Annotated in this window: 22 protein-coding genes; 9 read left to right on the forward strand and 13 right to left on the reverse strand. The window is 68.8% G+C overall.

The features are described from left to right. The first annotated feature begins 18 nt into the window (after positions 1 to 18). Positions 19 to 1,008: a porphobilinogen synthase gene (hemB, locus tag A7X97_RS19775; protein ID WP_006400669.1), complete on the forward strand. Its 990-nt coding sequence runs from the start codon at positions 19 to 21 to the stop codon at positions 1,006 to 1,008. A gap of 32 nt (positions 1,009 to 1,040) precedes the next feature. Next, a complete protein-coding gene (locus tag A7X97_RS19780; protein WP_005420179.1) occupies positions 1,041 to 1,310 on the forward strand; it encodes a hypothetical protein in 270 nt (89 codons plus the stop codon). A gap of 87 nt (positions 1,311 to 1,397) precedes the next feature. Here A7X97_RS19780 and A7X97_RS19785 read toward each other — a convergent pair whose 3' ends face one another. Further along, positions 1,398 to 2,261, reverse strand: coding sequence for a TolB family protein (locus A7X97_RS19785; protein ID WP_111008345.1), 864 nt, complete (start codon positions 2,259 to 2,261; stop codon positions 1,398 to 1,400). Positions 2,262 to 2,310: 49 nt separating this feature from the next. On the opposite strand from A7X97_RS19785, the gene aroE reads away from it, so the two are divergent. From aroE to dinG, 3 genes are all read left to right on the forward strand, one after another. Further along, positions 2,311 to 3,156: a shikimate dehydrogenase gene (aroE, locus tag A7X97_RS19790; RefSeq protein WP_088497020.1), complete on the forward strand. Its 846-nt coding sequence runs from the start codon at positions 2,311 to 2,313 to the stop codon at positions 3,154 to 3,156. A gap of 3 nt (positions 3,157 to 3,159) precedes the next feature. After that, positions 3,160 to 3,513, forward strand: coding sequence for a hypothetical protein (locus tag A7X97_RS19795; RefSeq protein WP_049439388.1), 354 nt, complete (start codon positions 3,160 to 3,162; stop codon positions 3,511 to 3,513). Positions 3,514 to 3,668: 155 nt separating this feature from the next. Continuing rightward, complete coding sequence (gene dinG, locus A7X97_RS19800; RefSeq protein WP_088497021.1) at positions 3,669 to 5,771, forward strand: ATP-dependent DNA helicase DinG; 2,103 nt, start codon at positions 3,669 to 3,671, stop codon at positions 5,769 to 5,771. A gap of 57 nt (positions 5,772 to 5,828) precedes the next feature. On the opposite strand, the gene A7X97_RS19805 is transcribed toward dinG, so the two are convergent. Together A7X97_RS19805 and ilvD are read right to left on the reverse strand one after the other, a co-directional pair. Further along, complete coding sequence (locus A7X97_RS19805) at positions 5,829 to 6,437, reverse strand: hypothetical protein (RefSeq protein WP_058979311.1); 609 nt, start codon at positions 6,435 to 6,437, stop codon at positions 5,829 to 5,831. Positions 6,438 to 6,576: 139 nt separating this feature from the next. Beyond that, complete coding sequence (gene ilvD / locus A7X97_RS19810) at positions 6,577 to 8,415, reverse strand: dihydroxy-acid dehydratase (protein ID WP_111008346.1); 1,839 nt, start codon at positions 8,413 to 8,415, stop codon at positions 6,577 to 6,579. Positions 8,416 to 8,877: 462 nt separating this feature from the next. Between ilvD and A7X97_RS19820 the strand changes: the two genes are divergently transcribed. Genes A7X97_RS19820 through A7X97_RS19830 form a run of 3 tightly spaced genes read left to right on the forward strand, consistent with a single transcriptional unit; the run spans position 8,878 to position 11,283 of the window. Next, on the forward strand, positions 8,878 to 9,450 hold the full coding sequence (locus A7X97_RS19820; protein WP_005420172.1) for a DUF1190 domain-containing protein: 573 nt from the start codon (positions 8,878 to 8,880) through the stop codon (positions 9,448 to 9,450). Positions 9,451 to 9,457: 7 nt separating this feature from the next. Next, on the forward strand, positions 9,458 to 10,636 hold the full coding sequence (locus A7X97_RS19825; protein ID WP_111008347.1) for a glutathionylspermidine synthase family protein: 1,179 nt from the start codon (positions 9,458 to 9,460) through the stop codon (positions 10,634 to 10,636). Then, positions 10,636 to 11,283 carry a hypothetical protein gene (locus tag A7X97_RS19830; RefSeq protein ID WP_111008348.1) on the forward strand — a complete coding sequence of 216 codons (648 nt, stop codon included), beginning with the start codon at positions 10,636 to 10,638 and terminating at the stop codon, positions 11,281 to 11,283. The genes A7X97_RS19825 and A7X97_RS19830 overlap by 1 nt, the downstream gene beginning before the upstream one ends. 85 nt (positions 11,284 to 11,368) lie before the next feature. Here the strand turns inward: A7X97_RS19830 and A7X97_RS19835 are convergent, their stop codons facing one another. The 10 genes from A7X97_RS19835 to baeS form a co-directional block, all read right to left on the reverse strand. Next, positions 11,369 to 12,667, reverse strand: a complete 1,299-nt coding sequence (locus tag A7X97_RS19835; protein ID WP_111008349.1) for a DUF58 domain-containing protein — start codon at positions 12,665 to 12,667, stop codon at positions 11,369 to 11,371. Continuing rightward, positions 12,664 to 13,650 carry an AAA family ATPase gene (locus A7X97_RS19840; protein ID WP_072168020.1) on the reverse strand — a complete coding sequence of 329 codons (987 nt, stop codon included), beginning with the start codon at positions 13,648 to 13,650 and terminating at the stop codon, positions 12,664 to 12,666. Before A7X97_RS19840 ends, A7X97_RS19835 begins: the two co-directional genes overlap by 4 nt. After that, entirely contained in the window at positions 13,647 to 14,831 is a 1,185-nt protein-coding gene (locus A7X97_RS19845) for a DUF4350 domain-containing protein (RefSeq protein WP_072168019.1), read from the reverse strand. Before A7X97_RS19845 ends, A7X97_RS19840 begins: the two co-directional genes overlap by 4 nt. Then, positions 14,828 to 16,444, reverse strand: coding sequence for a DUF4129 domain-containing protein (locus A7X97_RS19850; protein ID WP_111008350.1), 1,617 nt, complete (start codon positions 16,442 to 16,444; stop codon positions 14,828 to 14,830). Before A7X97_RS19850 ends, A7X97_RS19845 begins: the two co-directional genes overlap by 4 nt. Then, positions 16,434 to 17,426 carry a stage II sporulation protein M gene (locus A7X97_RS19855; RefSeq protein ID WP_065177881.1) on the reverse strand — a complete coding sequence of 331 codons (993 nt, stop codon included), beginning with the start codon at positions 17,424 to 17,426 and terminating at the stop codon, positions 16,434 to 16,436. Before A7X97_RS19855 ends, A7X97_RS19850 begins: the two co-directional genes overlap by 11 nt. Then, positions 17,423 to 18,112: an RDD family protein gene (locus tag A7X97_RS19860; protein WP_111008351.1), complete on the reverse strand. Its 690-nt coding sequence runs from the start codon at positions 18,110 to 18,112 to the stop codon at positions 17,423 to 17,425. Before A7X97_RS19860 ends, A7X97_RS19855 begins: the two co-directional genes overlap by 4 nt. A 124-nt stretch (positions 18,113 to 18,236) precedes the next feature. Next, positions 18,237 to 18,767, reverse strand: coding sequence for a gamma carbonic anhydrase family protein (locus tag A7X97_RS19865; RefSeq protein WP_061479018.1), 531 nt, complete (start codon positions 18,765 to 18,767; stop codon positions 18,237 to 18,239). Positions 18,768 to 18,907: 140 nt separating this feature from the next. Beyond that, entirely contained in the window at positions 18,908 to 19,729 is an 822-nt protein-coding gene (locus A7X97_RS19870; RefSeq protein WP_111008352.1) for a nucleotidyltransferase domain-containing protein, read from the reverse strand. A gap of 131 nt (positions 19,730 to 19,860) precedes the next feature. Beyond that, on the reverse strand, positions 19,861 to 20,550 hold the full coding sequence (locus tag A7X97_RS19875) for a response regulator (RefSeq protein WP_111008353.1): 690 nt from the start codon (positions 20,548 to 20,550) through the stop codon (positions 19,861 to 19,863). Next, the gene (baeS, locus tag A7X97_RS19880; protein ID WP_111008354.1) at positions 20,547 to 21,938 is read right to left on the reverse strand and encodes a sensor histidine kinase efflux regulator BaeS; all 1,392 of its coding nucleotides are present in this window, start codon (positions 21,936 to 21,938) and stop codon (positions 20,547 to 20,549) included. The genes A7X97_RS19875 and baeS overlap by 4 nt, the downstream gene beginning before the upstream one ends. Positions 21,939 to 22,066: 128 nt before the next feature. Between baeS and smeA the strand changes: the two genes are divergently transcribed. After that, on the forward strand, positions 22,067 to 23,263 hold the full coding sequence (gene smeA / locus A7X97_RS19885; protein WP_111008355.1) for a multidrug efflux RND transporter periplasmic adaptor subunit SmeA: 1,197 nt from the start codon (positions 22,067 to 22,069) through the stop codon (positions 23,261 to 23,263). The last annotated feature ends 3 nt before the right edge of the window (positions 23,264 to 23,266 follow it).

The raw sequence follows: 23,266 nt of genomic DNA on the forward strand, positions 1-23,266 counted from the left end.
CACTCCTCGGAGCCTGCCATGTCCCATCCGCTTTACCGCCCGCGCCGCATGCGCCACGACGAGTTCTCGCGCCGCCTGATGCGCGAGAACACGCTGACCACCGACGACCTGATCTACCCGGTGTTCGTGCACGAACTGGCGGGCCGCACCGCAGTGCCGTCGATGCCGGGCGTGGAGCGGCTGTCGATCGAAGAGCTGCTGAAGGTGGCCGAAGAAGCGCTGGAACTGGGCATTCCGGTGATCGACCTGTTCCCGGTGATCGACCCGTCGCTGAAGTCGCTGGACGCGTCGGCGGCGTGGGCCGAGGACGGCCTGGCGCAGCGTGCGATCCGCGCGCTGAAGTCGCGCTTCCCGGAACTGGGCGTGATGACCGACGTGGCGCTGGACCCGTACACCACCCACGGCCAGGACGGCATCATCGACGACAAGGGCTATGTGCTGAACGACATCACGGTCGAAGCGCTGGTCAAGCAGTCGGTGTCGCACGCCGAGGCCGGTGTGGACATCGTCTCGCCGTCGGACATGATGGACGGCCGCATCGGCGCGATCCGCCGTGCGCTGGATGCCGACAACCACATCAACGTGCGCATCATGGCCTACTCGGCCAAGTACGCCTCGGCGTTCTACGGCCCGTTCCGTGATGCGGTGGGCAGCGCGGCCAGCCTCGGCAAGGCCGACAAGAAGACCTACCAGATGGACCCGGCCAACGGCGACGAGGCCCTGCGCGAGATCGCGCTGGACCTGGAAGAGGGCGCCGACATGGTGATGGTCAAGCCGGGCATGCCGTACCTGGACCTGGTGCGCCGGGTGAAGGAGACGTTCGGCGTGCCGACCTTCGCCTACCAGGTCAGTGGCGAGTACGCGATGATGAAGGCCGCCTTCGCCAACGGCTGGCTGGACGAGCGCGCCTGCGTGCTGGAGTCGCTGCTGGGCTTCAAGCGGGCCGGTGCCGATGGCGTGCTGACCTATTTCGCGCCGCAGGTGGCGCGATGGCTGCGCGAGCGCTGACAATAGCGCCACGATAGACGGAGGACTGCGCGATGGGACCCGAACTGGGATGGATGCAATGGCTGATCTGGGGTACCGGTGTCCTGGTGTTCGGTGCCATCATCGTCGGTGTCTTCATCGCTGCCTGGCGGGCGGGCAAGCGCCCGCCGGAGCAGCTTTCCGCCGCTCGCCACGTAGCCCGTGAGCAGGCCCTGCCGGACAGCGTGCAGGCCGAGCTGGCTGCGTTGAACCAGCGCAAGGACAACGGCCAGCTGAGCGAGATGGAGTACGAGCAGTTGCGCGCCAAGGTGCTGTCGCGCTGACGGGTGGGTGCCAACCTTGGTTGGCACTTTCCCGCATGCCAACCAAGGTTGGCATCTACCAAACGATCATCCACGCGCGGCGTGGATCTACCGCACGCACCCGGCCACCGCCGCCACCTTCGGCACCGCCAACCGGTACACGTCCACGCCACCGGCGCGCGGCGCCTTTGCCGCGCTGCTGGCCACCATCATCTCGCCGGGCCTGGCGTTGTCGATCACCGGCGCGCCGGTCCAGCCGCCGGCCTGGTTGAACGATAGTCCCAGCGGCTGCAGCGCCACACCGCTCCACGCACAGCCGCTGCTCCAGACCTGCGCGGTACTGCCGTGGCCGCGGCTGAACACCACGGCGCCGTCATGGCCCAGCCAGTCGCCGTCGGTCTCGTCGTCGGCGCTGTTCAGCGCGCTCAGTGCGGTGGCCGGGCCACGCACGCCCTGCGCATCCAGCGTCGCCACGAACAGGTCCCAGCCGGCGCCATGGCCCTGCTGGCGGGCAAACAACAGCTGCTTGCCATCCGCGCTCAGGGCCGGTCCGCGCTCTTCCCGGCGCCCGCCGTCACCGGCCAGCGGCTGCGCCGGGCCCAGCCGGCCATCGGAGGCCAGCGCAGCGCGGTACAGCGCCAGCGCGCCCTCGCGACCGGCCGCGAACAGCAGCCAGCGGCCGTCACGGCTGAAGTAGGGATCGCGGGCTTCACCGGCCACGCCGACCGGCAGTGCCTGTGCCTGCTGCCAACGACCGTCGACCACGCGTGCCTCCCACAGGCTCCAGCCGGCTTCGCCGCGGCGGGCGAACACGATGCGCTGGCCATCGGCGCTGATCGCGGCGCGGCCCTCGTCGGCGCGGGTCGAGACCACGCCCATGCCTTCGATGCCGTACTCGTTCAACGCCATCGCCACGGGGGCAGAGAGTAGACTGGCGGCAAGCACCAGCAGGGGCGGGGTGATGCGCATCATCCGGTTCCATGCACGAACAGAGCATCAGTCTAGCCAGCTTGAGGATTCCATGACCGACCGTTACGCCGTCTTCGGACACCCCGTCGCCCATTCGAAGTCGCCGCAGATCCATGCGACGTTCGGTCGCCAGGAAGGCATCGCCATCGACTATCGCGCGATCGACCTGGCCCCGGAGGCGTTCCTGGCCGGCCTGGAGGCCTTCGCTGCCGAGGGCGGTGTCGGCGCCAACGTCACCCTGCCACACAAGGAAGCCGCGTTCTCGGCATGCACCACGCTGACCGCACGGGCGCGCCGCGCCGGCTCGGTCAACACGCTGCTGCGCAAGGGCGACCGCTGGCACGGCGACACCACCGATGGCATCGGCCTGGTGCGCGACCTGACCGACCGCCACGGCCTGGACCTGCGTGGCCGCCGCGTGCTGATGATCGGCGCCGGTGGCTCGGCGCGCAGCGTCGCCCCGGCGCTGCTGGATGCCGGCATCACCGAACTGGTGGTGGTGAACCGCACACCGGAGCGCGCCGATGAACTGATCGACGCGATGGGCGAGCCGGGCCGCGCGATCAGCCGCTACTGGGAAGACCTGCGCGAGCTGGGCGACTTCGAACTGATCGTCAATGCCACCTCGGCCGGCCGCGACCGCGACGTCGAGTTCAAGCTGCCGCTGTCGCTGGTCAATTCGATGACCACTGCCGTCGACCTGAACTACGGCGAGGCCGCCATCGCCTTCCTGGCCTGGGCCCGTGCGGCGCAGTGCCGTAACACCGTCGACGGCTTGGGCATGCTGGTCGAGCAGGCTGCCGAGAGCTTCCTGCAGTGGCACGGCGTACGCCCGCAGACCGACGAGGTCTACCAGGCGCTGCGCCAGGGCCCGGCTGTGTTGGCCGGCGAGGACTGATCGATGGACGGCACGACCCTGATGGTGACCGTGCTGAGCATGGTCGGTGTGCGCCTGCCGGTGCTGATCGCGCTGTGCGTCGGCCTGGTCTGGGTGGTCGGTGCGCCGCGCGATGCCACCCGCACCGGCGCGCTGGTCGGCCTGCTGCTGTTGCTGTTGTCCAGCCTGGGCGGCCTGGCCGCGGGCCTCCTGCCGATGTGGCTGGTCAGCAGTGGCAACTTCAGCGCCATCTCGGGCATGAGCGCCATCTTCGGCGTGCTGCACTTCGCGCTGGCGATGGTCGAGGCCATCGGCGTGGTGCTGCTGGTGTGGGCGCTGGTGCGCCTGCTGCGGCTGCGCGGCAACGCGGTGCAGTGACACCCCGGTGACGGCCCAGGGCCGTCGCCAGCAGCGTACGGTGTGTTCATCCAGCAGCCGGGCGTCGCCGCTGCCCCGTTCAGGCAGCCAGCGGCGGCGGACATGGCCGGCCATGCGACAATGACCGGCCCGATCCAGCCACGGTAATTCCCGGCGTGACCGAAACCGTCGCCGCTCCGCGCACGCTCGATGACACCTTGAAGGACGCGATCCGCAAGGCGTACACGACGCTGCAGGCCAATACTCCCGGCTTCTCCACCCGCCGCTCGCAGAGCCAGATGATCGGCGTGGTGTCGCGCGCGCTGTCGAAGAGCGGCGGCGTTGGCGTGGTCGAGGCGCCGACCGGCGTCGGCAAGAGCCTGGGTTACCTCACCGCGGGCGTACCGATTGCGCTGGCCACCAGGAAGAAGCTGGTGATCAGCACCGGCACCGTGGCGCTGCAGTCGCAGCTGGTCGAGCGGGATATCCCGAATTTCCTCAAGGCCACCGGCCTGGAAGCAACCGTGGCGCTGGCCAAGGGCCGTACCCGCTACCTGTGCACGCGCAACGCGGCCGAAGCACAGGGCGAGGGCTCGCAGGGCGGCATGTTCGAGGAGGATGCACCACTGTTCGACCGGCCGCTGGCGCCGATCGAGATGGACATCGCCAAGCGCCTGACCGATGCCTTTACCGGCGGCAGCTGGGACGGCGATATCGACAATGCGCCGGAGACCATCAGCCCCGGCCTGCGCAGCCGCATCACCACGCCGGCTTCGGGCTGCGCCGGGCGCCGTTGTGCGTATTCGGCGCAGTGCGCGGTACTGCGTTCGCGCAACACCGTGCGCGATGCGCAGATCGTGGTCACCAACCACGCGCTGCTGCTGTCGGCGCTGTCGATCGGCGACAGCGACAATGGCCAGCCGTTGATCGCACCGCCGTCGGACATGCTGCTGGTGCTGGACGAAGGCCATCACATCGGCAACGTGGCGATCGACCAGGGCGCGGCCAGCCTCGCGCTGGATGAAATGGCCAAGCGCACCGGCCGCCTGCAGATCCTGATTGCCGGTGCCTACCGCGCGGTCGACAAGGACCGCCTCGGCAACCTGCTGCCGAACGAAGCGATCGAGGTGGCCAGCAACGTCGCCAAGCAGCTGCGCGCGTTCCGCGATCACATCGAGCGGGTGTGGATGCCGGCGCCGGCGGACGAGGAGCCGATGTGGCGTGCGGCCAATGGACGCCTGCCCGAGGCCTGGCGCGAGCCGATCGAGGCACTGGCCGACGAGACCCGCAGCCTCTACAACTGGGCGCACGCCGCCACCGCGCAGGTGGCCAAGGGCAAGCCGGACGATGCCGCGCGCGAGCGCCTGCAGCGCAACCTGGGCATGGCGCTGGAAATGATCGAGCAACAGTACAGCCTGTGGCAGGCGTGGCGCCGCGAGGACAAGGATGGCGCGCCGCCGATGGCGCGCTGGGTCACCGCCACCCGCGACGGCGACCTGGTGCTGCACGGCTCGCCGGTGTCGGCCGCGCACGTGCTGCGCAAGCTGCTGTGGGATGAAGTGGATTCGGTGGTGATGACCTCGGCGACGCTGACCGGTGGTGGCGATTTCCAGTCGCTGGCGATCGACAACGGCATCCCCGAGGAGGCCGAGATGGTCTCGCTGTCGTCGCCGTTCGACCTGCCCAACCAGGCCGAGCTGATCGTGCCGAAGTTTCCGGTCACCCCCGACGATCGCGAAGGCCATCCCCGCGAAGTGGCGCGCTACCTGGACACCGAGTTGGACTGGGCCAAGGGCTCGATGGTGCTGTTCACCTCACGCTGGAAGATGGAAAAGGTGGCCGGCCTGATGCCGGCCGCGCGGCGCAAGCAGGTGCTGGTGCAGGGCGAGATGTCCAAGACCCGCCTGATCGAAGAGCACCTGCGCCGCGTCGCTGCCGGCGAAGGCTCGGTACTGTTCGGCCTGAACTCGTTCGGCGAAGGCCTCGACCTGCCCGGCGAAGCCTGCACCACGGTGGTGATCACCCAGGTGCCGTTCGCGGTGCCGACCGACCCGCAGACCGCCACCCTCAGCGAGTGGTTCGAAGGGCGTGGGCTGAATGCCTTCAACCTGATCGCCATCCCGCACGCGCTGCGCACGCTGACCCAGTTCGCCGGCCGCCTGATCCGCACCTCCACCGACACCGGCCGCGTGATCATCCTCGATTCGCGGCTGCTGACCCGCCGCTACGGCAAGCGCATCATCGACGCGCTGCCGCCGTTCAAGCGCGTGATCGGCTGAGACGGGGTCGGATCCCTTCCGAAGGAAGGGCTCTGACCCGACCACGCCCTCTGTCGCTCAATCGCCCTCCGGATTCCGGCAGGCCTGGTTGCCCATCGCATTGTGGTAATCGCGATCAAAGCAGCGCAGGAAGCCATCGAGCACGTCCAGGTTGGGCGGCCACGGCACATCCACCTTCTGCCCGCCGGCGGTCGTGAAATGATAACGCCCATCCTTCAGCGCCTTGGCAATCTGCTCCGGCGCAGGAATCGCAATCAACCTTGCTCGCGCTTTCTCCAGCGCCGCACGATCACGCTGCAGGAAGGCGATCGTGCCGTCCACGTAGGCGTTCCAGTAACCGGGGTCGGTGGCGGTGGGCTTGTAGGTGCGCTGCATCAGCGCCACCGCCTCCGGGTACTGGCCCGCCTCCGCACGCATCTGGCTTTCATGCCACAGAATCATGGTGTTGCCCGCAGCCTTGGGCAGCACAGCATAGGCGGCGAGCAGATCAGCGGCTTCACGGTGGCAGCCACGGTCGGCCAGCGTGCGCCAGCCACCTTCCAGGTCCTGATCGAACGCATCCGGTTCCATCGCCAGCATCGCTGCACGGTCGTAGCTGCAGTCGGGTGCTTTGGGTGGTTCTGCTGACGTGCCCATGGCAGCGGCCAGTGCAAAGAAAAGCAACATCCTCTCAACCTCCGTGTTGATGACCTCCTGGCCACCATAACGGATCACGACGGGTAGTGCCGGCCGCTGGCCGGCAACCTCAATGATGTGGGACGCGGCGTGCAGATGCCGGCCAGCGGCCGGCACTACCGGATCGGGATCAATCGCCGAGCAGGGCGGTGTTGCGTACGGCGCCCTTGTCGGCACTGGTGGCGAGCAGGGCGTAGGCCTTCAACGCGCTGGTGACCTTGCGCGGGCGCGGCGCACGCGGTTTCCAGCCGCGTGCATCGGCCTCGCTGCGGCGCTGGACCAGCGTGGTCTCATCCAGCAACAGGTCGATGCGGCGGGCCGGGATGTCGATGCGGATGCGGTCACCGTCTTCCACAAGCCCGATCGCGCCGCCACTGGCCGCTTCCGGCGAAACGTGGCCGATCGACAGTCCCGAGGTGCCACCGGAGAAGCGGCCGTCGGTGAGCAGCGCGCATTGCTTACCCAGTCCTTTCGACTTCAGGTAGCTGGTCGGGTACAGCATCTCCTGCATGCCAGGGCCGCCCTTCGGGCCCTCGTAACGGATCACCACGACGTCGCCCGGTTGTACCTCGTCGGCGAGGATGCCGGCGACGGCGGCGTCCTGGCTTTCATAGACGCGCGCGGGGCCTTCGAACACATGGATCGATTCGTCCACGCCGGCGGTTTTCACCACGCAGCCATCGACGGCCAGATTGCCGCGCAGCACAGCCAGGCCACCTTCCAGCGAATACGCATGCTGCAGCGAGCGGATACAGCCCTCGGCGCGGTCCAGGTCCAGCGCGGGCCAGCGCGTGGCCTGGCTGAAGGCCTCATGCGTGGGGATGCCGGCCGGGCCGGCCTTGAAGAAGGTATGCAGGGTGTCGTTGTCACTGCGCACCACGTCCCAGCGTTCCAGCGCTTCGGCCAGGCTGGCGCTGTGCACGGTCGGCACTGTGGTATCGAGCAGGCCGGCGCGATCCAGTTCACCGAGGATGCCGAACACGCCGCCGGCGCGGTGCACGTCCTCGATGTGGTACTTCGGTGTGTTCGGCGCCACCTTGCACAGCTGCGGGACGCGTCGCGACAGCGCGTCGATGTGGGTCAGGTCGAAGTCGACCTCCGCTTCCTGCGCTGCGGCCAGCAGATGCAGGATGGTGTTGGTGGAGCCGCCCATGGCGATGTCCAGGGTCATCGCGTTGGCGAACGCGGCCTGGGTGGCGATCCCGCGCGGCAGCGCGCTCGGGTCTTCGCCGCCGTACCAGCGATGGCAGAGCTCGACGATCAGGCGGCCGGCGCGGCGGAACAGCGCCTCGCGGTCGGCATGGGTGGCCAGCGTAGTGCCGTTGCCGGGCAGCGACAGGCCCAGCGCTTCGGTCAGGCAGTTCATCGAGTTGGCGGTGAACATGCCCGAGCAGGAGCCGCAGGTGGGGCAGGCGCTGCGCTCGAACGCCGCGACTTTCTCGTCGGAGGCGCTGTCATCGGCGGCCACCACCATCGCATCGACCAGGTCCAGCTTGTGCTCGGACAGCTTTGTCTTGCCCGCTTCCATCGGCCCGCCGGAGACGAACACCACCGGGATGTCCAGGCGCAGCGCAGCCATCAGCATGCCGGGGGTGATCTTGTCGCAGTTGCTGATGCACACCAGCGCGTCGGCGCAGTGCGCGTTGACCATGTACTCCACGGCGTCGGCGATGATCTCGCGGCTGGGCAGCGAATACAGCATGCCGTCGTGGCCCATCGCGATGCCGTCGTCCACGGCGATGGTGTTGAATTCCTTGGCGACGCCACCGACCTGTTCGATTTCGCGCGCGACCAGCTGGCCGAGGTCCTTCAGGTGCACGTGGCCGGGCACGAACTGGGTGAAGGAGTTGGCGATGGCAATGATCGGCTTGTGGAAGTCGCCGTCCTTCATGCCGGTGGCACGCCACAGGGCGCGGGCGCCGGCCATGTTGCGGCCGGCGGTGGAGGTGCGGGAACGGTATTCGGGCATGGCGGGCGGAACGGGCGGGCCGTACGACGTGGGGGTCAGCCGATCATGGCCAATTTTTTCGGTTGCTGCTGCAACCACCGGAGATGGTCCGGCCGGGCTGCGCCCGGCACCCGCAGAGGCAACGTCAACGTCAAAGGCGGGCATTCCGTGGGACAGCGGGGTGGGTCCGGTTGCGGGGGACGGCGCAAGTACATCCATGTAGCCTCGGTCGCGCCATCCATGGCGCTCACGCCCCCGCAACCGGACCCACCCCGCCTTCGACAGTTTGCTGCGATCTGTTGGGGCCGGCGCTCTGCCCTTGGTAGGTGTCGACCTTGGTCGACACGATGGATCCACGTCATGCGTGGCTGATGCGGAACGACGAAAATGAAATTCCGTTCATCTTTCCCACTTTGCCGATTCCGGTTGTTGGTGAGGATTTGGCATCATTGGGGCATTGATCCGTCGACAGGGCAGAAGGCCATGAAACGTTCCCGCACCACCGCGCTGCTGCTGATGAGCGCTGCGCCGCTGCTGTTCACCGCCTGCCAGAAGGAGCCGGAGGTGAAGGTGCAGGAAGGCCTGTACACCTCGGTCGAGGCCTGCACCGAGGCCACCGGTGATCCGTCGTCGTGCCGCAATGCCTTTGCCGAAGCGCAGAAGCAGGCCGCCGATGCGGCGCCGAAGTACGCCAGCAAGGAAGCCTGCGAGAAGGATTACAAGCCGGAGCAGTGCGTGCAGCAGCACACCTCGGCCGGCACCTCGTTCATCGGCCCGATGATGATGGGCTTCTTCATGTCGCAGATGCTGAGCAACCGCGGCGGCCTCGCCCCGCAGGCGCCGGCGTCGGCACCGGCATACCAGGACAAGAACGCTGGCTGGGCGCGCCCGGCACCGGGCGGCACCGGTGGCCTGAACACCGCCAGCGGCATCGGTGCCGGCAAGGCCGGCCTGGCGCCGGTCACCAGCGAGCCGAACCGTGCGGTCACTGCCAGCCGTGGTGGCTTCGGCAACACCAGCGCACGCCGCAGCACCAGCGGCAGCTACGGCGGCTGATCGACCCATGCAGCGCATCCGGATTGCCGAGCGTGCCCAGTGGCGGGCACGCGCGGAGGAAGCGGGTTTCCGTTTCCATACCATCGATGGCCAGCCCTACTGGGATGAAAGCGCGTACTACGCGTTCACCCTGCGCCAGATCGAACAGGACATCGAAGACCCCAGTGCCGAGCTGCACCAGATGGCGCTGGATCTGGTCGGTGATGTCATCGGCAGCGAGCGGTTGATGGACCAGCTGGCGATTCCGTCGCATTACCGCGACTGGATCGCCGACAGCTGGCGCCAGCGCCAGCCGCACCTTTACGGCCGCCTGGACCTGGCCTACGACGGCACCGGTCCGGCCAAGCTGTACGAGCTGAACTACGACACGCCGACCTCGCTGTTCGAGGCCAGCTTCTTCCAGTGGCAGTGGCTGGAAGACCAGCGCAACGCCGGCCGCCTGCCGCAGCATGCCGACCAGTTCAATGCGATCCATGAGGCACTGGTCGAGCGCTTCGGCGAACTGGCCACGCAGCTGCCGCCGCCGCTGTACTTCAGCGCGGTGGGAAGCTCGGAAGAAGACCGCGGCACGGTCGAGTACCTGCGCGACTGCGCGTCGCAGGCCGGCCTGCATGGCCAGGCCATCGCGATCGAGGACATCGGCCTGTCCGAGGATGGCCGCTTCACCGCGCTGGATGATTCGGTGATCGGCACGCTGTTCAAGCTGTATCCGCTGGAAGACCTGATTGCCGAGGAATTCGGCCGCGCGCTGCCCGGTTCGGGCGTGCAGCTGCTGGAGCCGGCGTGGAAGGCGGTGCTGAGCAACAAGGGCATCCTGCCGCTGCTGTGGCAGCGCAACGTGGGCCATCCGAACCTGCTGGAGGCGCACTTCGATGACGGCAGCGCGCTGGCGTCGGGCTGGGTGCGCAAGCCGCTGTTCTCGCGCGAAGGTGCCAACATCGAGATGCACCTGGCCGATGGCAGCACCCAGCGCAGCGACGGTCCCTACGACGGCCCGGCGATCATCCAGCGCGCCCATCCGTTGACCCGCTTCGAAGGCGGTTACCCGCTGATCGGCAGCTGGGTGGTGGGTGACCACGCCTGCGGCATCGGCATCCGCGAGGACGACAGCGCGATCACCCGCGACAGTGCGCGGTTCGTGCCGCACGCGATCGTCGACGAGGCGCCGACGCGGATCTACGTCTGATGACGGTGCGGCGTTGGCCTGGCCGGCATGGGCGTGCCACGCCCGCGCCGGGCCGGCATTTCGATGACGGGCGCAGCCTGCAGGCCTTCGCGGACCGCGTCGCGGTGCGTTGCCACCGCTGCGATGCCCCCGGTTGGGTGATCGCCCGCTGGGAACCCTATCGATGGACCGCGCGTTTCCGCTGCACCGCTTGCAGCGCTGCATTGGACAGCGGCGACTGGGTGGGTGCAGTCCGCATTCTGGGCCGCCAGCCCTGTGGATTCTGCGGGCATCAGTGGCTGCATGTGTGTCGGCCGATTCCCGCCGGCATCCCCGCGCCTGCCTCCGTCCCCGCCCGATGCGCACAGTGCGATCGCAGCACCGAGGTCACGGTGTTGACGCGTCCCCTGCGTGACGCCGAGCCTGCCGATCCGCATTTCGGTCTGCCGCTGCGCCTGGTCGAATCGACCCGCGCGGGCCTGCTGTGGGCCTACAACGCCGAACATCTGCAGGCACTGCACGAATACGCGGGCGCGACGCTGCGCGAGGGCCGCGGCCATCATCGATCCATGTTCTCGCGCCTGCCGCAGTGGATGAAGCTGGCCCGCAACCGGGTGCTGCTGCAGCGTGCGGTGGAGCGGTTGCAGCGGCGCTTGCTGCAGGGGTAGGTAGTGCCGGCCGCTGGCCGGCAGCCGAGCATGGGCTCGGCGCTACAGACAACCCGATTCTTGTAGAGCCGAGCCCGCGCTCGGCTCAGAGCCGCCCTTCGCGCTTCACCGCCAGGTAGCGCTCCACTAGCGCGCCGGGCAGGGCGTCGGCGGTGACGTCCAGCACCATCACCTTCTCGCTGCGCAGCGCTTCGTGCGCCTTCGCGCGCTGCTGCAGGTACAGCGCGGCGGCACCGGCCTGGGTGGCGTCTTCCAGTGTCTGCACTTCGCCCTCCAGCACGCCGTCCAGCTCGCGCTCGCGCAGGCTGGCCACGCACACCAGGTGGCGCCGCTGCAGCAGGCGCACCGCCGCCAGCAGGTCTTCGATGTCCTCGTCGCGCACGTTGCTGACCAGCATCACCAGCGCACGCCGCCGCTGGCGCAGCGATACCTCGGTGGCGGCGGCCAGGTAGTCGGTGGCCACCGCGCGTGGCTGCAGGTCGTAGCTGGCGCGCAGCAGGTGCTCGACCGTGCCCATGCCGCGCTGCGGCGCGACCCAGCGGCGTTCGCCACCGGCAGCGAACAGGCCGGCGGCATCGCCCTGGCGCAGCGCCAGGTAGGCCACCACCAGCGAGGCATTCAAGGCATGGTCGAAGTGCGAGAGCCCGCCTTCGCTGGCCAGCATGCGCCGGCCACTGTCGAGCATCAGCAGCAACTGCTGGTTCTTCTCGTCCTGGTACTCGCGCGAGATCAGCTTGCGCGCACGCGCGGTGGCCTTCCAGTCCAGCTGGCGCAGGCTGTCGCCGACGCGATACTCGCGCATCTGGTGGAAGTCGGTGCCTTCACCACGGCGGCGCTTCACGTGTGCACCGACCAGCCGCGAGGCCTGGTCGGCACTGAACAATGCAAAGCGCGTGAGCGGCACGAAATTCGGATAGACCCGCACGTCCAGTGCGGGCGGCAGCGTGCGTTGCTGCCACCACAGGCGCCACGGCGAGCGCATGCGCAGGTGCACGCCTTCGAAACGGAAGTGCCCGCGCTGCAGCGGCTGCAGGTGATAGTGCAGCGTGGAGGCGCTACCGGCCCGCAGGCGCACGCGCTGTGGCAGCGATTCCAGCGGCCAGCCGCCGGGGACCAGGTCGAACACCTGCACCGTCATCGCTTGCTCGGCCTGCAGCCGCAGCGCCGCCTCGCGGCGCACGCCCAGCGCCAGCGCTTCGGGCAGTTCGCGCTGTACCTGAGGCGACGGACGCCGCGATTGCCGCCACAGGTCGAACAGCGCAGGCAACGCGATGGCCGCCGCGGCCAGCGCCCAGCTCCAGCGCGGCAGCAACCCGCCCAGCACCAGGCCGCCCAGGGCGGCCCAGGCCAGCAGCAGCGCCAGCAGCAGCGGGGCAGGCCTCATCGGCGCGGTGCTTCCACCTTGGCCAACAGTGCGCCCAGCACGTCGTCGGCGTCCTGGCCTTCGATCTGCAGCTCCGGGGCCAGTGCAATGCGGTGACGCAGCGCCGGGCGTGCGATGTCGCGCACGTCGTCGGGCGTGACGAAGTCACGGCCGGCCAGCACCGCCTGCGCACGCGAGGCACGCACCAGCGCGATGCTGCCGCGTGGGCCGGCGCCGACCGCGACGCCCGGCCACTGCCGGGTCGCCGCCACAATCCGCACCGCGTAGTCGATCACTTCGTCATCGACGGTGATCGCCGCGGTCGCACGTTGCAGTTCCAGCAGCTCGCCAGCCCCCAGTACACGCGGCACCTGGCTCAGGTCGAAGTCGCTGGCGGCACGGCCACTGGTGATCGCGGTCACCATGCGCTTCTCGTCCTCCAGTTGCGGGTAGTCGATCAGCACCTTCAGCAGGAAGCGGTCCAGCTGTGCCTCTGGCAGCGGGTAGGTGCCTTCCTGCTCCAGCGGGTTCTGCGTGGCCAGCGCCATGAACGGCGGCGCCAGGGTGAACGCCTTGCCTTCGATGGTCACCTGGCCTTCCTGCATCACTTCCAGCAGTGCCGACTGGGTCTTGGCCGGCGCACGGTTGATCTCGTCGGCCAACAGCAGATTGGTGAACACCGGGCCACGGCGGATCCTGAAGCTCTCGCTCTTCGGGTCGTACACCGCATGGCCACTGACGTCGCTGGGCATCAGGTCGGGGGTGAACTGCACGCGGCCGTAATCCAGTTCCAGGGCCTGTGCCAGTGCGCGCACCAGCAGGGTCTTGCCCAGCCCGGGCACGCCCTCGATCAGCACGTGGCCACCGGCCAGCAGCGCCACCAGGATCTGGTCCAGTACATCGGCCTGGCCAATGAAGGCGTGGCCGACGGCATCGCGGATGGCATCGACGCGTTCGATCAGGCGGGCGTTGGCGGCCGCCGGCAGCTCGGGGACTTCGGTCATAGCAGGGATCTCATCTGGAGCAGCAAGCGGATGCGCTCGCGCAGGGCGGAGGAATCGTGCGGCGGAGGGGGCGTGAGCGCGCTGGCAACGCGGTCTTGCGGCCACTTCAGCAGTTCGGCGATGGCCTGTTCGCGGGGGGCGCCCTCCAGTGCTGCAGCCACCGGTGCGCGCAGGCGCAGGCGATGCAGGAACAGGGCGAGCACGGCGTGGTACAGGCGCGCGCCGTGGCCGAAGCGCAGCAGCAGCTCGCCGCTGGCACGCACGTGTTCCAGCAGCGAGCGGCGTTCCAGCACCGGCGACGGCAGGCGGCTGCCGAAGCGTTGCGAACGGCCCCACAGCCAGCCCAGCAGGGCCAGCAGCAGCGGCGCCCACACCGGCCAGCCCTGGTAGAACAGGCGCGCCCACAGCGACGGCGGGCGGCTGGCGTAGACCAGCCAGAAAGTACCCTTGCCGTAGTTCGGATCGAGCAGATAACGGGTCAGGTCGCGGTGCGAGAGATCGTGCAGGCCGTCGCTGGCCTTGCCCGCAGCCGACGCCAGGCGTGCTGCCGGCGAATCCACCTCGCCGCGCATGAACTCCATGTCGGCCAGCACGCTCACCTTGCCCTGCCCGTGGCGCAGTCGCGCGAACACCAGGTTGCGCTCGTTGCCCCAACGCCGTTCGGCTTGTGTACGGGCGGCAAAGCCCAGCGTGAAGCGGCGACCACCGCAGAACTCCACATGGCTGGGATCGTCGATGACGTGGAACGGCTGGCAGTCGCTCTGCTGGTACAGGCTGTCCACGCCGAGCTGGTCCAGCAGCGGTCCCTGCGTACTGCTGGCGTCGTCCTCTGCGGGTGGCGGCGTACGCACCAGCAGATGGCCACCACCATCGACCCAGGCCAGCAGGGCCCTGGCCGCCGGTGCCGGCAGTTCGCTGCTGTCCTGCAGCAGCACCACCGTATCGCGCGGACCCAGCGCCATCTGCTGCAGGTCCAGCCGCGGCCGCGAGTGCACGTCGATGCCATCGGCGCGCAGTGCCTGGCCAAGCACGTACAGCGGGTTGTAGCCAGCTTCGCCCTGCGGCGGCAGCTGCACGGTCTCGGTCACCCGCTCATGCGTGCGCAGAAAGAGGATCGTCAGCGGTACGCCGAGCAGCACCAGCCCGCCCAGCAACAGCGACCAGAACAGGCGCGGGCTCATGCCAGCCACCGGTATTGCTGGCGCAGCGTGTCGGCCAGTGCATCGAAATCGGCGCGGCTGGGCAGGCGGCCACCGTAGGCGGCGTACTGCCACATGCGCACGATGCGCGCGAACAGGTCACGGTCGGTGGCATCGGGCATGCGCCGCGACGCGCGCAGGCATTGCGCTTCGGTGGCACCGGGCGGAAGCGCGATGCCGCTGCGCTCGCCCACGGTGCGTACGCTGGCGCGGTACAGCAGGGCCAGCGCCTGACGTGGCCGGCCCTGGTCCCACAGCAGGCCGGCCTGGGTGGCCACGTCCGGCGGCAGCACGACCGGCAACTCCACCTGTTCCACCACCACCTGTGGTGCAGCCTCGGCCTTGCGCCGGCCACTGCCGCGCAGCCACGGCAGCCACAGACGGGCGGTCAACAACAGCACCAGCAGCAGGACGCCCAGCAGGCCCCACAGGCCCCACTCGGCCAGGCGCGCCAGCCAGGCAATCCCGGCCTTGCGGTTGCTGCGCTCGCCCTTGCTGCTGCCGTCGCTCTGCAGCGTCTTGTCTTCCTTCTTTTTTTCCTCGGCCTGTTCGATCGGCTTCCAGCGCGTGACCTGGCGGGTCGGGCGCTGCAGCGGATCCTCATAGGCGCGGTTCACCGCCTGGCGGAAACCGGCGGTGTCCACCGGCGCCGCACCGAAGATCATCGTCGGCGTATTGGCCGGATCGTTGGCCGCAGTGGCGGGTTCTTCCGCACGGTCCTCGTCCTCTTTGGCACCGTCGGCCTGCTCAGCGACTGTCTGCGCGTCCTGCGCATGCACTGGCGCGGAGGCCAGCGGCAGGGCAAGGCACAGCAGCAGCGCCAGCGTCGATGCTGCCGGCAGCAGCCGCTCGCGCAGGCGGCGCAGGGCGATCTCCACATCCCACGCTTCCATCTGCGTACGCCGGTTCAAGTACAGGCCGAAGCCGGCGCCGACATAGAACGGTCCGATCAGCACCGATGCCAGCCAGCACGCCAGGTTGAAGCCCAGCTGCGCCCAGGCAGGCGTGTCCTGGCCGATCATGTCCCATGCGGCACGCCATGATTCGGACATCAGCTCCAGTGGCATGAACATGAACACCGCGCCGATCGCGCCGGACACCAGCACGCCTTCAAAGGCCATGCAGGCCACGGTCAGCACGACGGCGGCGCCCGTGGCACCGGCCGCCACGGCGCGGCGGCGTGCACCGCGCTGGGCCGGCGCGTTGCCTTCCAGCAGGTTCACCGGCAGGCACAGGCTGCGCAGCACGCTGAAGCGGCGCCAGCCCAGGTAGCCCCAGAAGCCTGCATTGCCCCAGCTGCGCTGCGCGCGCAGCGCTGCCAGCGCGCCCACCGGCTCACCGAAGATGCCGCGCGACAGCACGTACAGCGGTGCGCGCTCGAACAGCGGCTTGCACCACCACATCGCCAGCCAGGCCCAGCCGAACGCATCCAGCCACCAGCCCAACGCGTTGAAGATCACGAACAGCGGCGCACTGGCCAGCAGCCAGCTGCCCCATACCGCACGTGCGTGGCGGCGCGACAGGGCGCTGCCCAGCTCCATTGCTTCCCAGCCACTGCGCGCGCGCAGCGCCACGTCCAGGCGGTCAATGCGCATTGCCGCCTCCGCGCCCGCCGCGCCACAGCCACAGCAGCACGCCGGCCCACAGCACGCCGGCCACGCTGAACTTGCCCCACGCCGGCACTTCGGCAATCGACGACCAGAACGCTTCGATGAACGCGGCCACCAGCAGCATGAACGCCACGCCCAGGCACAGCCGGGCCCCGATGCGGCCGCCTTCGACCAGGGCATCCAGGCGGCTGCGCCGGCCGGGGGCCAGCAGTTTCATGCCCAGCTGCAGGCCGGCACCGCCGGCGATCACGATCGCGGTCAGCTCGAACGCACCATGGCCTGCGACGAAGCGCCAGAACGGATCGCCATGGCCGATGTGCTGCAGGTGGCCGGCCACTGAACCGATGATCACGCCGTTGAACAGCAGCACCAGCAGCGTGCCCAGGCCGGCCAGCAGGCCACTGGCGAAGGTACGCAGGGCGATGCTGATGTTGTTCAGGATGTAGTGGCCGAACATCATCCAGTCCGTGCCGCTGTCACGCCCGAGGCGTTCGGCCGCTGGATCGTACATGCGCTCCATCTCGGCGATCTGGCGGTTGTCCATCACCATGTGGATCAGGTCCGGGTAGAGCTGCGCCAGCACGAAGCAGGCCACCGCCGGCAGCGCGAACATCGCCAGTGCCACCCACATGCTGCGCGCCTGGCTGCGCACCAGCAGCGGGAAGTCGGCCACCAGGAATTCCAGTGCACCGCGCCAGCGCGTCGGCGGCGTGCGGTACAGCACACTGTGGCCCTGCTGCATCAACTGCTGCAGGCGCTGCACCAGCTGCGGGCTGTAGCCGCGCTCGCGGGCCAGTGCCAGCTGCTGGCATAGGCGCCGGTAGCGCTGCGGGAAGGCGGCGTCGTCCACTGCCAGCGCGCTGGCCTTGCGCCGCGTGCGGCGCGCAGCACCAGCACGCAGCAGCAGCCAGTGTTCCAGGTCCTGCCATTCCTGCTGGTAGCGGGCGACGAACTGTTCCTGCTTCATCGCCGCCCCAACAGCCAGTTGGCCATGGCATACAGGCGCAGTACGCCGACCTGGCCGTGGGTGCCGGTCAGCGGTTCGGCGATGCCGGCCAGTTCCTGCTGGCGGGCCGCCGACAGCCGTGGCGCGCGCTCGGCGAAGGCCATCAGCGCGGCCTGCTCTTCCGGTCGCAGCGGCTGCGGCGGGACCAGCACGCTGTCGATGGTGGGCGGAGGCGGCAGGTACAGCACGGGCGCATGCACCACCACGGTGCCGGCCACCAGATCGCCCAGGCGACGGCCATGGGGATCGAACAGGCTGCTGATCAGGCCCAGTGCATAGCCGAACGGCAGCATGTCCACGGTGCGCAGCAGGTTGCGGGTGATGGCAGCCATCCAGCCTACCGGCGCGCCATCGCGCGCAAGCACGCGCAGGCCCAGCACGCGCTTGCCGAGGGTACGACCCCACAGCGCTTCGCAGACGATCGGGTAGGCCCAGTACACCAGGAACATCAGCACCAGGCCGAGCCCGGAGCCGAACGAATCCAGCAGTGCCAGTGGAATCGACATCACCACCAGTACCGCGATGCGCACGCCCAGATCCACCAGCCACGCCATCGCCCGTGGCACCGGGCCGGCTGCCGGCAGCTGCAGCGGCACACCCTCCGGCGTCACCACCTCGCGGTAGGTATCGAGCATCGGTGCGGCCATCAGTGCGATAGCCTTCGTTGTGGGCGCCGGAGTCCTCTCCGGCAGGCAGCCACAGGCATGGGGGGTCTCGACAGGTCCTGGTCGGGCCCAGACTTTAGCAGAGCCGCATGGCGGCGTTGGCTGCTCAGCCCAGGTATTCGTCCTTCAGCCGCACGTAGTGGTCGGCCGAGTAGTGCAGCGACTCGATCTCCTTGTCGCTCAGCGTGCGCGCCGGGCGGGCCGGATTGCCCACCCACAGCTCGCCTTCGCCGACCACCTTGCCCGGGCCGACCACCGCACCGGCGCCGACGAAGCCATGGCGCTCGACGCGCGCACCGTCGAGGATGCAGGCGCCCATGCCGATCAGGCTGTAGTCGCCGATCGTGCAGGCATGGATGATGCAGCCGTGGCCGACGGTCACGCCTTCGCCGATCAGGGTCGGGTAGCCGGCCTTGTTGTAGGGGCTGTGGTGGCTGACGTGGATGATGGTGCCATCCTGCACGTTGGTGCGCGCGCCGATGCGCACGTGATTGACATCACCGCGGATGACCGTGCCCGGCCACACCGATACGTCCTCGGCCAGCTCCACGTCACCGATGACGGTGCAGGCAGGATCGATATACACGCGCTCGCCGAGGACGGGCATCTTGTCGCGGAAGGGGCGCAGCGGGTTCATCGGTGTCTCCGGAAATCAGGGCGTTCGCGACGATGATACCCGTGTGGTAGTGCCGGCCGCTGGCCGGCAACCACGGAAATCCAGGCGTGCCGCGCGGTTGCCGGCCAGCGGCCGGCACGACCGGAAGCAGCTGCGGCTCTTCATGCCGGCGCGTGCCTGGCCAGCACCTGCCGGAACAGCTCATCCAGCCACGCCGCATCACCGTGTCCAACGGGCAGCTGTGGCGCCTGCGCAGTCCGGGTGGCCAGCTCACGATCGATGAAATCGCTGATCGCCGCGATGCGTGGTCCGGCATTGACCTCGGCACTGGCGCGTTTCACTACCAGCAGGGCATCGATGGCTTCACGCACCGGGCCATGTGGCAGCAGTCGATCCAGCAGATCCTCGAAGGCCATCGGCGGAGGTGTCTGCTCGTGCTCGATCCACTGGCAGGCCAGCAGTGGGCGCAGCACGTACAGGTACTTCTTGGTGCGTACCATCTCGCCACGCAGGTACCCGCGATGGTTCGAGCGTGCCATGCTGAAGTAGTGCCACCACGTGCCCAGCGGCGAATAGAAGGACTTTGCGGCCTCCCACAGCTGCGCCACGGCGGCGTCGTCCTGCCGGTACACGATCGGAGAACGCAGCCATTCGATCAGTGTCGGATTGGATTTTGAGACCAGCCGCAGTGCCTTGCGCAGGTCCCAGCCGCTGACGTCGAGCTCATCGTCGATCGGCAGTTCGATCACATCGCGCTGCGCTTCGCCGGGACCGGTGCTCTCGTTGACGCTGAGATACCACGGCTGGCGATGCACGTAGATGAAGCGTGCGTCGTAGTCGCTGTCCGGGGAGGAAAAGCCCCAGCCACGGCTACCCGACTCGCAGGCCAGCAGCACGCGTACGTCGTAGCGCTGTTCGATGTCGGCCAGGGTGGAAAGGATGGCGGCGCGCTTGTCCGGCGCGATCGGATGAATGTCGTCCATGCAGTCGTGTTCGTAATGTCGAGCGTGCTCGACTGTAACGCAGGTGCGCACGGGTAGTGCCGGCCGCTGGATGGCAACCACGGAAATCCAGGCGTGCCACGAGGCTGCCGGCCAGCGGCCGGCACTACCGGCTAGGGTTCGTAGCTGTAGCCCATGCCATACACCGAACGGATCGGTTCGCCTTCCATGCCGGCGTCGGCCAGCTTGCGGCGCAGGTTGCGCACGTGGCTGTCGACGGTGCGGTCGACCACCACGCGATGGTCCAGATAGAGGCGGTCGAGCAGCTCGTCGCGCGCCCAGATCCGGCCCGGCGTGGCCAGCAGCGTGCGCAGCAGGCGGTATTCGACCGGGGTCAGGTCCAGGCCCTTGCCGTTCCAGGTGGCGCGGGCTGCCGGTTCGTCGATATGCAGCCCGCTGTTGGCCCGCGCAGCGGGGTCCGGGCGGTAGCGACGCAGCACCGCCATCACCCGTGCGACCACTTCGCGCGGACTGAACGGCTTGCAGATGTAGTCGTCGGCACCGACTTCCAGGCCCAGCAGGCGGTCGATCTCTTCCACCCGTGCGGTGACCATGATCACCGGTACATCGCTGCTGGCGCACAGTTCGCGGCACAGGTCCACGCCATCGCGCTGTGGCAGCATCAGGTCCAGCAGCACCAGGTCGGGCTGGTAGCGCGCGAATGCGTCGATCACCTGGCCGCCATCGTCCACCCATTCGCTGGTCATCCCGGCGGCGGCCAGGTAGTCGCGCAGCACCGAGGCCAGGCGTGGCTCATCCTCGACGATCAGGATCTTCGCGGACGCGGCGGGGGACGGGCTCATGCAGGCTCCGGCAGGGTAATGACCACGCGCAGCCCGCCCAGCGGCGAGGGCTCGGCGTGGATGAGGCCGTGGTGGGCGAGGATGATGTTGTGGCTGATGGCCAGGCCCAGCCCGCTGCCGCCGCTGGCCCGGTTGCGCGAGCTCTCCACCCGGTAGAAGCGCTCGAACAGAAGCGCGCACTTGTCGGCCGGCACGCCTGGCGCGGTGTCTTCCACGATCAGCTGCACACCGGCAGGCACGCGCGCTGCCTGCACGCGTACGCGGCCCCCGGCGCGGGTGTAGCGCAATGCGTTCTCCAGCAGGTTGGCCAGCACCTGCTGCAGGCGCCGTTCGTCACCGGATACCTGCAGCGGTGTGGCGGGCAGGTCCTCCTCCAGCGCCAGCCCCGCCGTGGAGAAGCGCACGCGCATGCCATTGAGCTCGCTGCGCAGCAGCGCCGCCAGGTCCAGCGGCGCGAAGCGGTAGGCCAGGCCGCCGGACTGGGTCATCGACAGGTCGTGCAGGTCGTCGATCAACTTGCCCAGTTGGCGGATCTCGCCCTGCAGGGCACCGAGGTTGGCGCGGTCCAGCGGGCGGATGCCGTCCTCGATGGCTTCCAGTTCGGCACGAACCACCGCCAGCGGCGTGCGCAGTTCGTGCGAGATGTCGGCGATGAAGGCACGGCGGTTGCGCTCGGTGTCGTCCAGCGCCTGCGCCATCCGGTTGAAGTCGTTGACCAGTGCATCCAGCTCGTCATCGCTGGTGCGCTCGATGCGGGTGGCGTAGTCGCCAGCGGCGAGCCGGTGGGTGGCCGCCGCCAGTTTGGCCAGGCGCTGGCGCAGCGCGCGCGATACCAGCCAGGCCAGCAGTACCGTCACCAGCAGCAGCGCGATGCCGATCACCCACCACGCGCGCATCTGGGTGTTGTAGAAGTTCAGGTCGTTGGTGGCGATGACGGTCTGGAACGGCACCATGCCCAGCCAGCCGACCGTGTGCCCGTCCACCTGCACGGCGTGCGGCTCGTCGTCGCTGGTGGCGTCCGGGTTGCCGGCCACGAACCGATGCTGTGCATCGAACAGGCCCAGGCGGGAGGGAACGCCGGTCTGGTCGGACAGCGGTGGCACGGGCCCCTCGTGCCCATGGGCCAGATCCGGGCGCAGCAGCCGCGCCCAGCGGTCACTGTCGCCGCGCAGATGCTCCCAGCCGCCGTGTGCGCTGTACTCGCGCTGCAGGTGCGGCATCACGCGCTGCATGCGCAGATCGCCCTGGTCATTGAGGTAGTCCAGGAAGCCGGTCTGGAACGCCACTCGGCTGGCAATGCCGTTCACTGCCAGCACCAGCAGGCAGGCGGTGAAGATCGCGAGGAAGGTCTTCGCGGTCAGGCCGAATTTGAGTCGAATCTTCGCCATCGCGTGGCCATTAGCGGCGCATGCGGCGCCGAAAGCAAGCGCCCGCTGAGCCGGTCGCACAATCTCCATATTCTCTGCACAGTTCCACGGCAGCGTGCACGGGTCAACGCAAGGCCCCCACACCCCCCATGTCACTCCTGCGCCCGCTGTCCCGTTCTCCCCGTCCGCTGTTGCTGCCCCTGCTGCTGGCCCTTGCGGCCTGCTCGGCGGGCAGGTCCGAGGCCCCGGCCATCCCTGAAGTGGGCGTCATCACGGCCAGCGCACAGCCGCTGGCGCTGCAGCAGATCCTGCCCGGTCGCGCCGTACCGTTCGAGGTGTCCGAGGTGCGCCCGCAGGTCGGTGGGTTGATCCGCCAGCGGTTGTTCACCGAAGGCCAGCAGGTCAAGGCCGGCCAGCTGCTTTACCAGATCGATCCGGCGCCGTACCAGGCCGCCTTCGATACCGCGCGTGGCCAGCTGGCGCAGGCCGAGGCCACTGTGTTGTCGGCGCAGCCGAAGGCCGAGCGCACCCGCACGCTGCTGGGCATGGATGCGGCGAGCAAGCAGGACGCCGACGACGCCACCTCGGCGCTGAAGCAGGCCCAGGCCAATGTGATCGCCGCGCGCGCTGCGCTGCAGGCGGCCCGCATCAACCTCGACTACACCCGGGTGACCGCCCCCATCGACGGCCGCATCGGCACCTCCAGCGTGACCGCTGGCGCGCTGGTCGCCGCCGGCCAGGACGCGGCGCTGGCGACCATCCAGCGGTTGGACCCGGTCTATCTGGATGTCACCCAGTCCAGCACGCAGATGCTGGCGCTGCGCAGGCAGCTCGATGCCGGCCTGGTGAAAGCCATCGACGGCAAGGCACAGGTGAAGGTGCTGCTGGAGGACGGCAGCACCTATGCGCATGAAGGCACCCTGGAGTTCGTCGGCAGCGCAGTCGACCCGGGCACCGGCAACGTGGTGCTGCGCGCGGTCATTCCGAACCCGGAGGGCCTGCTGCTGCCGGGCATGTACCTGAAGGCGGTGCTGCCGATGGCCACCGATGCGCGTGCCCTGCTGGTGCCGCAGAAGGCGGTGCTGCGCAATGAACGTGGCGAGCCGCTGCTGCGCCTGCTCGACGCAAAGGATCGCGTGGTCGAGCGCCGGGTCAGCACCGGCCAGGTAGTGGGCAACCAGTGGCAGATCACGCAGGGGCTGAAGGCTGGCGAACGGGTGATCGTCAGCAACGGCAGCGCGGTAGCGCTTGGCCAGCAGGTGCAGGCGGTGGCGACCACCACCGCGCAGCTGGCCGCAATGCCGGCGATCGACCCGACCGGCAACACCGACGAAACGTCGCACTGAGGC

This window comes from Stenotrophomonas sepilia, from assembly GCF_003244875.1.
GTDB lineage: Bacteria > Pseudomonadota > Gammaproteobacteria > Xanthomonadales > Xanthomonadaceae > Stenotrophomonas > Stenotrophomonas sepilia.